General features: G+C 54.6%; 11 protein-coding genes. 4 read left to right on the top strand and 7 right to left on the bottom strand.

What is annotated here, in order from left to right; translation table 11 throughout:
- Nucleotides 1–12 precede the first annotated feature (12 nt).
- On the bottom strand, nt 13–2,262 hold the full coding sequence (parC, locus tag NCG89_RS12905; protein ID WP_251086959.1) for a DNA topoisomerase IV subunit A: 2,250 nt from the start codon (nt 2,260–2,262) through the stop codon (nt 13–15).
- Nucleotides 2,263–2,385: 123 nt separating this feature from the next.
- Between parC and NCG89_RS12900 the strand changes: the two genes are divergently transcribed.
- Entirely contained in the window at nt 2,386–2,640 is a 255-nt protein-coding gene (locus NCG89_RS12900; RefSeq protein WP_251086958.1) for a hypothetical protein, read from the top strand.
- Nucleotides 2,641–2,665: 25 nt separating this feature from the next.
- Here the strand turns inward: NCG89_RS12900 and NCG89_RS12895 are convergent, their stop codons facing one another.
- Nucleotides 2,666–2,845 carry a hypothetical protein gene (locus NCG89_RS12895; RefSeq protein ID WP_251086957.1) on the bottom strand — a complete coding sequence of 60 codons (180 nt, stop codon included), beginning with the start codon at nt 2,843–2,845 and terminating at the stop codon, nt 2,666–2,668.
- Between the two features lie 121 nt (nt 2,846–2,966).
- Here NCG89_RS12895 and NCG89_RS12890 point away from each other — a divergent pair, with 121 nt between their 5' ends.
- The 3 genes from NCG89_RS12890 (at nt 2,967) to NCG89_RS12880 (ending at nt 6,185) form a co-directional block, all read left to right on the top strand.
- On the top strand, nt 2,967–3,449 hold the full coding sequence (locus NCG89_RS12890) for an FKBP-type peptidyl-prolyl cis-trans isomerase (RefSeq protein WP_251086956.1): 483 nt from the start codon (nt 2,967–2,969) through the stop codon (nt 3,447–3,449).
- Nucleotides 3,450–3,724: 275 nt separating this feature from the next.
- A complete protein-coding gene (locus NCG89_RS12885; RefSeq protein WP_251086955.1) occupies nt 3,725–4,237 on the top strand; it encodes a DUF3015 family protein in 513 nt (170 codons plus the stop codon).
- A gap of 67 nt (nt 4,238–4,304) precedes the next feature.
- Nucleotides 4,305–6,185 (top strand): Lnb N-terminal periplasmic domain-containing protein, encoded by a 1,881-nt coding sequence (locus NCG89_RS12880; protein ID WP_251086954.1) that lies wholly within the window; start codon nt 4,305–4,307, stop codon nt 6,183–6,185.
- Between the two features lie 91 nt (nt 6,186–6,276).
- Here NCG89_RS12880 and pnp read toward each other — a convergent pair whose 3' ends face one another.
- The 5 genes from pnp to infB form a co-directional block, all read right to left on the bottom strand.
- Nucleotides 6,277–8,388, bottom strand: coding sequence for a polyribonucleotide nucleotidyltransferase (gene pnp / locus NCG89_RS12875; protein ID WP_251086953.1), 2,112 nt, complete (start codon nt 8,386–8,388; stop codon nt 6,277–6,279).
- A 73-nt stretch (nt 8,389–8,461) separates the two neighbouring features.
- Entirely contained in the window at nt 8,462–8,731 is a 270-nt protein-coding gene (gene rpsO / locus NCG89_RS12870) for a 30S ribosomal protein S15 (protein WP_251086952.1), read from the bottom strand.
- Nucleotides 8,732–8,884: 153 nt separating this feature from the next.
- Nucleotides 8,885–9,811 carry a tRNA pseudouridine(55) synthase TruB gene (truB, locus tag NCG89_RS12865; RefSeq protein ID WP_251086951.1) on the bottom strand — a complete coding sequence of 309 codons (927 nt, stop codon included), beginning with the start codon at nt 9,809–9,811 and terminating at the stop codon, nt 8,885–8,887.
- Nucleotides 9,812–9,814: 3 nt separating this feature from the next.
- Nucleotides 9,815–10,201 (bottom strand): 30S ribosome-binding factor RbfA, encoded by a 387-nt coding sequence (gene rbfA / locus NCG89_RS12860; protein WP_251086950.1) that lies wholly within the window; start codon nt 10,199–10,201, stop codon nt 9,815–9,817.
- Between the two features lie 16 nt (nt 10,202–10,217).
- Nucleotides 10,218–12,977 (bottom strand): translation initiation factor IF-2, encoded by a 2,760-nt coding sequence (gene infB / locus NCG89_RS12855; RefSeq protein WP_251086949.1) that lies wholly within the window; start codon nt 12,975–12,977, stop codon nt 10,218–10,220.
- Nucleotides 12,978–12,979 lie beyond the last annotated feature (2 nt).

The raw sequence follows: 12,979 nt of genomic DNA, 5'->3' as shown, positions 1-12,979 counted from the left end.
CCTCCCCAAAAGTTACTCCACCAGCAAACCATCAACTCGCTGAAAACCTCTGGGCAACTTATGGCCCCGGCGGCCTCGATCTCCCAGGTAGTGCTCCAACTCGGACAACTTCAGGTTCAGATGGCGCTTGCCGGCAACCACTTTGAGGACTTGCCCCGGGCCCATCACCGCCACTGAAATCACATACTCTTCACGAGAGGCCGCCCGAGCGGCGGGGATACCGATCATTTTATTGCCCTTGCCCCGGGCCATCACCGGCAGTTCACCCAGGGGGAACACCAGCATGCGCCCCTCGGTTGTTACCGCTGCCAGGTAGTGGTCATCGATGGCGGGCACCGCGACCGGGGGCAACACCTTGGCCCCATTGGGCAACGTCAACGCGGCCTTACCAGCCTTGTTCTTGCCTTGCAGGTCACCCAGCTTGGCAACAAAGCCGTAGCCGGCATCACTGGCCAGCACAAAATGGCTGTCATCGCCGCCCATCATCAGGCCTTCGAAGCTGGCGCCCGAGGGCGCGTTGATCCGCCCGGTCAAGGGCTCCCCTTGTCCCCGGGCCGACGGCAGGCTATGGGCGGCCACCGTGTAGGCACGACCACTGTTGTCCAGAATCACCACCGGTTGATTGCTCTTGCCCAAAGCAGAAAGCTTGAAGCGATCACCCGATTTATAACTCAGGCCGGCGGCATCCACATCGTGCCCTTTGGCGGCGCGAATCCAACCCATTTGCGACAGCACCACGGTAACCGGATCAACGGCCACCACGTCCTCTTCCGAGAAGGCTTTGGCTTCGCTCCGGGCAACCAGGGGCGAGCGCCGGTCATCGCCGAACTCGTCCGCCACCTGAAGCAGCTCCTTACGCACCAGGGTTTTCATGCGCCGGTCAGAGGACAGAGTCAATTCGATGGCATCGCGCTCCTCGGCCAGCTCCTGCTGTTCACCGCGAATTTTCATCTCTTCCAGTTTGGCCAAGTGACGCAATTTCAATTCCAGAATCGCTTCAGCCTGGGTGTCGCTGAGATTAAATCGGGACATCAACACCGGCTTGGGCTTATCTTCCTCGCGAATAATCGCAATCACCTCGTCAATATTGAGGTACGCAATCAGCAAGCCATCAAGAATGTGCAGGCGCTTGAGCACCTTATCCAGGCGAAACTCCAGCCGGCGCCGGGTAGTTGCGGTACGAAATACCAGCCACTCACCCAGAATCTGGTCGAGGCTTTTTACCTGGGGGCGGCCATTGGTACCGATCATGTTCATATTGACCCGGTAGCTCTTCTCCAGGTCAGTGGTGGCAAACAGGTGGTTCATCACCGCCTCGCAGTCCACCCGATTTGAGCGGGGCACCACCACCAAACGGGTCGGGCTCTCATGGTCTGACTCATCCCGCAGGTCCACCACCATCGGCAGCTTTTTAGCCTGCATCTGCTGGGCGATCTGCTCCAGAATTTTCGAGCCCGACGCCTGGTGAGGCAGCGCGGTGATCACAATATCGTCACCGTCCTTTTGCCACACTGCCCGCATCTTGAGAGAGCCCTTGCCGGTCTCGTACATTCTCTGCAGTTCGCTGCGCGGGGTAATAACTTCCGCTTCGGTAGGAAAATCAGGCCCCAGCACATGCTCGCACAGCTCGCTTACACTCGCTTTGGGGTTATCCAGCAGGTGAACACAGGCCGAGACGACCTCTCGCAGGTTGTGGGGCGGAATATCGGTTGCCATGCCTACCGCAATGCCGGTGGTACCGTTGAGCAGTACGTTGGGCACCCGGGCGGGCAGATTAGCAGGCTCGTCCAGACTGCCGTCAAAATTCGGTGTCCAATCTACCGTACCCTGCCCCAACTCGCTGAGCAGCACCTCGGCATAGCGATTGAGTTTGGACTCGGTGTACCGCATCGCCGCGAAGGACTTGGGATCATCCGGCGAGCCCCAGTTACCCTGGCCATCAATCAAGGGATAACGGTAAGAGAAGCTCTGGGACATCAGCACCATCGCCTCATACACTGCGCTGTCGCCGTGGGGATGGAATTTACCAATAACGTCCCCCACCGTCCGTGCTGACTTTTTGTGCTTGGCGGTGGCTTTCAGGCCCAACTCGCTCATGGCATACACAATACGCCGTTGCACCGGCTTTAAGCCGTCGGCAATGCTGGGCAGTGCGCGGTCGAGAATAACGTACATGGAATAGTCCAAATACGCCTTCTCGGTATAGGTTTTCAACGAAATCTGTTCAACGCCATCGGCGCCGATGGCAATAGAGTCGGTCATAGGGCCAATTCAGTCCTTATTCATCCGTGCAACTAAACACTTACCACGCTAAGGGTAATTACGAAGAGCCAGCCACGGGACAGCGTTTCTATACTGGACTCACCCTTTAAGAGGAGACGCGACATGGCAATCTCAAACGTGGTGACGCTAAACGAATATCGTAGCAACAATGAACAGATGATCATTGACGATATTAGCGCCCAAGCCTTCCTGTTTTTACAGGAACAGGCGCAGGAGCATAAACTCTCCATGCGAAAATTGCTATTGGAGCATCTGCTCGGCCTGGCTTGTGTTGTTAAAGCCGTTGAAGGGCCAGAAGAGGCCAAGAAGTGGCTGGACAAAATCGGCGCAGAAATCACCCAAGAGCTGAATTTCTGACACAGGCCCAAAAATTGAACAGGTTTTAATGCGCTGTGGTTTTTATAAAGCCACAGCGTTCACAGCGGTACACCGTCACCAGCTTCCCCTGCTTCACATCAAACTTTTTAGCAGTATCCACTTTCCATTTATGATGCCCTTCACGGCAGAGGCTATTCGCCTTCTTGCCGCCCCCTTTGCGGGAGAACGGGAGTACTTCGCCCATACAACTCTCCGATTCGTGATACCGCCTAGCAAAAGTCCCTTGAAGCTACCACTACGAACGAATGCGCATTACTATACGCCGCCTGAACCACCCGCGCGATAGCCCGCTCCAAGGAATTCCTATGCAAATATCAAAAAACGCCGTTGTTTCCTTTCACTACAGCCTGAAAAATGCCCAGGGCGAGGAGCTGGAGAACAATCGGGGCGAAAATCCGACCCTTTATCTCCATGGCGCGAACAATATTATTCCCGGCCTTGAAAAAGCCATGGAAGGCCGCTCAGCCGGAGACAGCTTTGAGGTCGACCTTACCCCAGCCGAAGCTTACGGCGAACGCCGAGAGGACATGGCCCAGCGTGTTCCAGCGAAATACCTGAAACACGAAGGTAAACTGCGCCCCGGACAGACCGTGCGCATCAACACCGACAAGGGTATGCGCAGCGCCACCGTCATCAAAGTCGGTAAGTTCTCAGTCGATGTGGATATGAATCACCCACTGGCGGGACAGCAGCTTCACTTCTCCATCGAGATAGCCGATGTTCGCCAGGCCACCGCGGAGGAAGTGCAGCATGGTCATGCTCATGGCGTGGGTGGGCATCAGCACTAACGTTCTCTTACGAATAAGCAGGGGACCTAGTCCCCTTGCATAAATCGCTTACCTAAAAATAATCCTTTAAAAGATTCCTGACGATAGTATTTCTCCTTGGCCTTTAGCCGTCCCACTAAACCTATTAGTCTCTAAATAGACGGCGCAGAAATGCATAAAGCAGGCTTAAAAGGAGGCCAAGGAACCAACCTTACCCACAGCAATAAAACTGACTTTACTCAGCTTAATATTGCTGTTATTTTTCCCATATTATCACTTCTTAAGGAAAAGAAATAATGGTTAACTTCGGGAAAGCACTCCTCTCTTTAACAGCCGCGGCGACTTTTTTTGCGACACTATCTACAGCAGTAAACGCTGAAGCTGAGCAAGCAGCCGGATCTGGACCAAACCCTTACGTAGACTGCGGTATTGGCGCGGCATTATTCCCAAATACCCATTGGGCGGCGATCAGCTCTAACGTGATCTGGGACCTAGGCTCAACCGCACTAACCTCTGCAACGGCTAGCCCTGAGACCTGCAACGCGAAAACTGTTGCCACTGCACAATTTATTCTCGAAACATTTGACCAACTTTCAGAGCAAACCGCTGCAGGACAAGGTGAACACGTCGCCACAGTCCTCTCGCTTTACGGTTGCAATGGTGATGAAAGCGTCATTGTTCCACGACTCCGCGCAAGCGTAGCAGAAAAAATTGCTTCTCCAGCCTATAGTCAAAAATCACTTATTGAAAAATCTGCTGACTACTATTCGTCACTGAGTACAGCTGCTCAAGGCAGCTGCTCCGCGTAAAGCACCCCTCGCCGGGCTGCGTCCTTTTGCAGCCCGCTTTTCCCACTGTTACCAAGAAAGTGCCGATATGCGTTTTCGTCGCGCGAAGTTGCAGTGCGTTCTCTGCGTTTTACTCCTACTCAATGGTTTCGCATCAGCAGAACCCCTGGCACATCTGCATGAAAAGGCAGATCAACTAGGCCTGGCTAATCATCCCCAGTGGCTACGCCTGCTACATTATCAACCAGTCTCTAGGGATGGAATCAGCCAAATTAGCAGCCCATCATTCTTTCTATCTAAGAGCGGGGCCTCAGACTCTACTGCAGAATTATCCGCCACTATCGACGCAATGTTTCATGGCGATATAACACCGGAAGGTAATCACCCCATTTGCCGTTTCCCAGCCCGATACTTGTGGTTGAGCCGATTGCTTGGTATTCACCGAGAAGAAGCACTTCTGCTTTGCAACGATTTTCAGAAATACGCGATGGACGGCAAAATTGACTCAGTGAGCTTGGTATTCGCGACGGGCTTCCTTGGTAACCCAGCGTCATACTATGGCCACTTACTCCTGAAATTGAACAAGTCGGGAAAAGTCGAAGAAGGACGCTCACTACTTGATACCAGCCTCAACTACGGCGCTATTGGTATCGAGGGCGACGACCCTATCACCTATATTTTTAAAGGTATTTTTGGGGGTTATGATGGCAGCTTCTCCCATATCCAGTTCTATTTTCACGATCATAATTATGGTGAGGAGGAAAACCGAGACCTGTGGGAGTACCAACTGAACTTGCCCAGAGAGGATTTAGAGCTTTTGGTTGCTCACGGCTGGGAGCTTTTAGATAAACGCTTCACATACTATTTCTTCAAGCAAAACTGCGCCTATCGCATGGCGGAGCTGCTATCGGTGGTCACCCCTGCGACCACATTACCTAAAACACCTCTATGGACCTACCCCCAGTCTGTACTGCAAAAGGTAGCTCGCGAAGATAAACTCGTGGCGCAACGCATTTATCATCCTTCTCGGCAATCGCGCTTTTACAGCATTTACCGAGGGCTCAACAGCCATGAGAAAGCCCTTTTTGCCGAGCTGGTTGCCCACCCGGAAAAAACAAAGAATTTAATCGCAAAGGCGAACGAGCCAGTCCAGTATGCAGTCTTAGACGCACTCATAAATTACTACCAGTTTATTCGGAAAGAGTCAGGCGGGGACTCAGGCAATGCAAATGAGCTGTATCGGAAAGCTCTGCTGCTAAGGTATCAATTACCACCCGCACCACTGAGTAAATTTGAAGGCACAGTTACCCCTCCAGATGCAGCCAGATCACCCAGTTACGTTCAAATTTCTGCTTCAAGCTCCAACCAGTCGGACAAGATCGCCAAAGAGTTTTGGATTCGGCCAAGCTACTACGACGAACTCGATGGCGAGGCCGGCCATGCACCTTACTCAGCATTAACCATGGCGGGAATAAAATTACGCTATGTCGAGGATGAAATCACAGTCAGATCTTTTGATGCCATCAGGATACGTAACGTTGCCAACAACGCTACTGGATACTTCGGTGACCGGCCCGACGTTTGGGAGCTACGCGCTGGACTCGAGTCAGTAAATGCGGTTTGCGACGACTGCCTTGTGGGTGTGGCCTCTGGCGAATGGGGGCGGGGATACAATTGGTCAAGCAGCGTGAACAGCACGTTCACTTTCGAAGGAAAATTGCGAGAAGACTATCAAGGTTCCGGAACACTAATATCTGGTGCAAAAGTACAGCTCATTGCCCACTTAAGCGAGTCCCTTAGCTTGAGACTCAACCAAACTTTTCGGTACGCGCTCGACAACCAGTACCAAGAAGAATCTGTCGGAGAGGTAACGCTTCGTGTACGACTGGGACGCCAGGTAGATTTTCGAATGGGTTACGTTAAGTCAGAGGGAGACTATTTCCAAATGGGAATCGGTCATTACTGGTAAGACAACTTTTATGGCTCAAGAAATTTCCAAAGTATAAAAAACCCCGCAGAAGCGGGGTTTTTTATTTGCTACTAAGCGATGCGAAGCAATCTTACTCTTCGACTTGCTCTTCAGCAGCTTCTTTTACCACTTCCTTCATAGACAGCTTAATGCGGCCGCGCTGGTCAACGTCCAGCACTTTAACCTGCACTTCCTGACCTTCTTTGAGGTAGTCGTTAACGTTCTCGACGCGCTCGTCAGAAATCTGGGAGATGTGCACCAGGCCGTCTTTGCCGGGCAGAATAGTGACGAAGGCACCAAAGTCGACGATGCGGGCTACCGTACCGGTGTAAGTCTCACCCACTTCGGCCTCGGCGGTGATCGCCAGAATCCGGTTAACCGCAGCATCACGGGAAGCGGCATCAGCGCCGTACACCCGTACTGAACCGTCGTCTTCGATATCGATTTGAGCTTGCGTCTCTTCGCAGATCGCACGAATCGTCGCGCCGCCTTTACCGATGATGTCACGAATCTTGTCGGAGTCGACTTTCATCATGTGCATACTAGGGGCGTTGTCAGAAACGTCCTGACGGGAGGCCGACAGCACCTGATTCATTTGACCCAGGATATGCAAACGCGCTTGCTGAGCCTGCTCCAAAGCGATTTCCATGATCTTCTGGGTGATACCTTCGATCTTGATATCCATCTGCAGGGCGGTGATACCGTCGGCTGTACCAGCCACTTTGAAGTCCATGTCACCCAGGTGGTCTTCATCACCCAGGATGTCAGTCAGTACGGCGAAGCGCTCGCCTTCTTTAACCAGACCCATGGCAATACCGGCCACCGGCGCCTTCAGCGGCACACCGGCATCCATCAGCGACAGGCTGCCAACACAGACCGAGGCCATGGAGCTAGAACCGTTGGACTCAGTGATCTCAGACACGACACGAATGGTGTACGGAAACTCTTCTGCGGTGGGCAGCACAGCGGCCAGACCGCGGCGGGCCAGACGGCCGTGACCAATTTCGCGACGGCCAGTGCCGCCCATGCGACCACACTCACCTACAGAGTAGGGAGGGAAGTTGTAGTGCAGCATAAAGCCATCTTTACGCTCGCCTTCCAGCGCATCGATCAACTGGGCGTCCCGGGTGGTGCCCAGGGTTGCTACACCGATTGCCTGAGTTTCACCGCGAGTGAACAACGCAGAGCCGTGCGCTTTGTTGAGCATGCCGACTTCAACAGCAATGGGGCGTACAGTACGGCTATCGCGGCCATCGATACGCGCTTCGCCATTGAGGATGCGCTGGCGAACAATCTGCTTCTCCAGCTTGGAGAATACGGCTTTCACGTCGTCAGCGCTGAACTCGCTACCTTCGCCGGCCAACTGCTCGACGGCCTGCGCTTTGAGTTCGCCCACTGCGGCGTAACGCTCCATTTTGTCAGTGATGCGGTAGGCATCGCCCAGACCGGCTTTGAAGCCTTCGGCAACTGCACCCATCAGCGCAGTATTTTCTGCCTCTGGCTGCCAATCCCAAACGGGCTTACCTGCTTCAGCGGCCAGTTCGTTGATGACCTGAATGGCCGTTTGCATCTCTTGGTGCGCGTACAGAACCGCACCCAGCATCTGGTCTTCGGTCAGCTGTTGAGCTTCGGACTCAACCATCAGCACGGCATCTTTTGTGCCGGCAACCACCATGTCCAGCAGGCTGGTTTTCAACTGGCTGTAGCTGGGGTTGAGCAGATAGCCTTCTTCGGCGGTGAAGCCAACCCGAGCGGCACCGATGGGGCCAGCAAAGGGGATACCGGATACGGCCAGGGCTGCAGAAGTACCAATCAGCGCGGCGATATCAGGATCGTTGTCCTTGTCCGCAGACATGACGGTACAGACCACTTGGACTTCATTTTTGAAGCCATTGGGGAACAGTGGACGAATGGGGCGATCGATCAAGCGAGAGGTCAGGGTCTCTTTCTCAGAGGGACGACCTTCGCGCTTAAAGAAACCGCCGGGGATTTTGCCAACCGCGTAGCTGCGCTCTTGGTAGTGCACAGACAAGGGGAAAAAGTCCTGACCAGGGCTCGCAGACTTTGCACCAACCACAGTACACAACACTTGCGTCTGGTCGATAGTAACCAATACAGCGCCGCTGGCCTGACGGGCAACGCGGCCGGTCTCCAACGTGACGGTCTGACCGCCCCACTGGAATGTTTTAGTAACGGGATTCACAGAGTTTATCCTCCCAATATAGGGGTTTTAAAAGTATGAGGGGGCCGCCAGGACCCCCTCACTTATTCTTGTTTTAGCGACGTAGACCGAGGCGCTTAATCAGATTGGTGTAACGCTCTTGATCCTTGCGCTTCAGGTAATCCAGCAATTTACGGCGCTGGTTTACCATGCGGATCAAACCACGACGAGAGTGGTGATCTTTCTTGTTGCCTTCAAAGTGACCTTGCAGTTTGTTGATATTGACGGTCAACAGGGCAACCTGAACTTCGGGGGAACCAGTGTCGCCCTCGGCAGTTTGATACTCTTTAACAACTTCAGCTTTTTCAACAGCAGACAGTGCCATGACTATTTCCTCTTTAGGGATATGCACTAATTAAACGAGCCTGACCGCGCATATCCACAGACAGGTTCGGGGTCTCAACATCGCATCCCCCGCAGGGAGCCGAGTAACCCAGGGTTTTTCTCCCGACGGGGGAGAAAATTTGGCCGCGCATTATCACATATTTGCAATCAAGCGGCGAGGTTTCACCCGAAAATCGTCCAAAATTTCTCCGATTCCCATAAAGCGCCCCTGATGATCAAACAGCGTCGTGGTCCCGCTCTGCCCGGCACCTGGGTGAAATACCGCCTGCCCCTGACGAAGAAAGTGGGCCGCACTATCGCCTAGATGAATGGCTGGCAGATGGCCAAGGGCCTGCTCGACGGGTATCAGCAGGGTGTCGAGACCCGCGAAATCCTCCGCATCCCTCAACTGCTGCAAGACATCTAACGACACCACCCCTTGTTCAGTAAAGGGTCCGGCCGCAATACGACGCAGGGTCGCCACATGAGCACCGACGCCCAGTTGCTGGCCGAGATCCTCCGCCAGCGACCGGATATAGGTGCCCTTGCTGCAGCGCACACGGACTACCGCCTTGGCCTGAACACCCGGTTCAAAGTGCTCCAACTCGTACTCATATATTGTTACTGGCCGCGCCTGGCGCTCAATCTCAATCCCCTTCCGGGCCAGCTCGTAAAGCGGACGACCATCCTTTTTTAGCGCGGAGTACATGGGGGGAACCTGCTCGATGTCACCGCGAAAGTCTGCGATCCGCTCATTGAGGAGGGCTTCAGTGAGATCGGAGGCATCCGCCTCGGCGATCACCTCACCATCTGCATCTGCGGTATTGGTCTGCTGACCAAACACAAAGGTACTGCGATACGCCTTGTCGGCATCGAGCAGATATTGAGAAAACTTGGTTGCCTCACCAAAGCAGACCGGCAACACCCCGGTCGCGAGAGGATCCAGGGCGCCGGTATGCCCCGCCTTGGCCGCGTTATAAATAGCGCGACACACCACCATCGCCGAATTGGATGTCCGGCCAGGGGGTTTATCCAATAGCAGAATGCCGCTGATATCGCGGCCTTTGCGCTTGCGACCCACCGATTAAGACTCGCCGTCGTCCTGGTGACGACTGCGATCAGCGTCGACCGCATCCTGAATCAGCTTACTCAGACGCTGGCCACGATCGATACTGGCATCGTAATAAAAGCGCAGTTGCGGGGTGGTGCGGGCATTATTGATTTTGGCAACCTGGCTGCGCAGGAATCCCGCAGCCTTGTTCAGCACCGCCACGGAGTCTTTGGCCTCCTCGGCGGTGTTTTTGCCCATTACCGTGACAAACACCTTGGCATGACTGAGATCGCGACTGACTTCCACGTCGGTCACGCTCACCATGCCCAAGCGGGGGTCCCGAAGCTGGAGCTGGATCAAGGTCCCCAGCTCTCGCTTGAGAAAGTCGGCAATGCGCGCGGTACGGCTAAATTCCTTCACAGACGATTTTCAACCTCTACAGGCTACGGGCCACTTCTTTGACATCGTAGACCTCGATCTTGTCGCCGGGACGGACATCTTTGTAGTTCTTCACGCCGATACCGCATTCCAGGCCGTTTTTGACCTCGTTGGCGTCATCTTTAAAGCGGCGCAAAGACTCCAGTTCGCCTTCGTAAATCACCACATCGTCGCGCAGAACCCGGATCGGCTTGCTGCGGAAGACACTGCCTTCCACCACCATACAGCCGGCGATGTCACCAAATTTGGGCGAGCGGAATACGTCGCGCACTTCGGCCACACCCAGAATTTCTTCCCGGCGTTCGGGGCTGAGCATGCCGCTGAGTGCCGACTTCACGTCGTCGATCAGGTCATAGATAACACTGTAGTAGCGCAGGTCTACGCCTTCCGTTTCCGCCAACTTCCGGGCACTGCCGTCAGCACGCACGTTAAAACCAAACATAACGGCATTGGCAGTCAGCGCCAGGTTCACGTCGGTTTCGGTGATACCACCGACACCACCAGAGACGATATTAACGTTAACTTCTTCGTTACCCGCCTCACGCAGTGAGGCCTGGATCGCCTCCAGCGAGCCGCGTACGTCTGCCTTGAGTACCACATTCAAGGTCTTGCGCTCTGCAGACTCCATGCTCTCAAACATGCGGTCGAGTTTGGCCGCCTGTTGACGCTTGATCCGCTGGTCACGCTCGCGAACCTGGCGGAAGTCGGCCACTTCCCGAGCCTTCTTGTCGTTCTCAACCACAACAAAGGAATCACCCGCATCTGGCGTGCCGTCCAAGCCGAGAATCTCAACAGGAATAGAGGGGCCCGCTTCTTTCACCGGCTTGCCAACTTCATCAAGCATCGCCCGCACACGACCGTAACACTGACCAGCCAGTACGATATCACCCTGACGCAGGGTGCCGTTCTGAACCAGCACCGACGCCACCGCACCACGGCCTTTATCCAGGCGAGATTCAATCACCAACCCCTGAGCAGGCACATCGGCCGCCGCTTTGAGCTCCAGCACTTCTGACTGCAATAGCACTGCATCCAACAGCTCATCAATTCCCTGACCGGTGTGAGCTGACACGTATACGAACTGCGTATCGCCGCCCCACTCTTCAGAAATCACTTCCTTGGTAGACAGCTCGTTCTTCACCCGCTCTGGGTCAGCACCCTCTTTGTCCATCTTGTTCACTGCAACCACAATTGGCACACCCGCAGCACGGGCGTGAGCAATCGCTTCTTCGGTTTGCGGCATAACACCATCGTCAGCCGCAACGACCAGAATGACGATATCGGTACTCTTGGCACCACGGGCACGCATTGCCGTAAATGCGGCGTGACCCGGGGTATCCAGGAAAGTAATCATGCCGTGACCAGTTTCGACGTGGTACGCACCAATATGCTGGGTAATACCACCCGCCTCGCCGCTAGCAACCTTGGTCTTACGGATGTAGTCGAGCAATGAGGTTTTACCATGGTCAACGTGCCCCATCACCGTGACTACCGGAGCACGGCCAACCATGGTGCCGCCACCACGCGCCACCAGTTCTTCTTCCAGCGCCTCTTCCACGGCATCCTCTGAAACAAGCTTCACTTTGTGGCCCATTTCTTCAACCACTAACTGAGCCGTGTCCTGATCGATGGCCTGGTTGATGGTTACCATCATGCCCATCTTGAACATTTCCTTGATAACCTCAGCCGCCTTCACCTTCATTTGTGAGGCGAGTTCACCGGCGTTGGTCGTTTCGGGAATGGCAACTTCGTACACAATTTTCTCCGTGGGCGCCTGGAAGCCATGACGTTGCGCATCCTCGGGCAACTTCAGGGTTTTCTTCTTCCGACGACCACCAAAGCTGGTACCCGCCTCAAAATCGTCACCTTTCTTCAAGCGACCTTTTCCACCTTTGCGGCGCGGCCGATCATCGTCATCCTGAGACGTTGGTGCCGCACGACGGTGATGGCGTGGCGCAGGGCCATTGCTGTCATCGCCAGACTCTTTGGATTTCTTGTTGCGCGCTTTGCGCTCTTCCTCTTCGCGGCGCTTTTCTTCAAGCACAGCAGCGCGACGGGCCTTTTCTTTTTCTTCTTCTTCTTTGCGCCGCAAGATTGCGCGCTGACGAAGAATTTCTGGGTCGATATTGGCCGGGTCCTCTTGAACCTCCTGAACCTCGGTGTATTCGTCCTTAGGCGCAGCTGCAGCGGGCTCCTCTTCGACCGGCGCGGGAGCGGACTCTTCCGCCTCTACCGGTGCAACCTCAGCGGGCTCTTCGGCAACCGGCTCTGCTGTCTCGGCCTTTTCCTCTACCTGCTCAGCCACCTCAGGCTGTGCTTCAACCGGCTCAGGTGTCGAGATCGGCTCAACAGCTGTGGCCTCTTCGCCCTCAGCATCAGGCGCAGCATTCTGCTCTTCAGCTTCCGCCTCTGCGGCCTTCAGGCGCGCTTCTTCCTCGGCAGCCGCTTGCAGCTCCGCCGGATCGCGCTTGACGTAAGTACGCTTCTTACGCACCTCGATGTTGACAGTTTTCTTGCCAGCACCACTTCCCGTTTTCAGAGTACTCAGCGTCTTCCGCTTGAGGGTAATCTTCTTGGGTGCTTCAGCAGATTCGCCGTGACTGCGTTTTAAGAAAGTCAGCAGGGTTTGCTTGTCTTCATCAGACACTGCCTGATCAGCCGAACTGTGCGACAGACCCGCCTCTTTCATTTGCCGCAAAAGACGCTCCACCGGTGCGCCGACGACTTCGGCGAGCTGGCTTACGGTAACTTCAGCCATTC

Source organism: Spongiibacter taiwanensis (assembly GCF_023702635.1).
GTDB lineage: Bacteria > Pseudomonadota > Gammaproteobacteria > Pseudomonadales > Spongiibacteraceae > Spongiibacter > Spongiibacter taiwanensis.
Note: the sequence above shows the minus strand (reverse complement) of the source record. Positions and strands in the feature narration are given on the sequence as shown.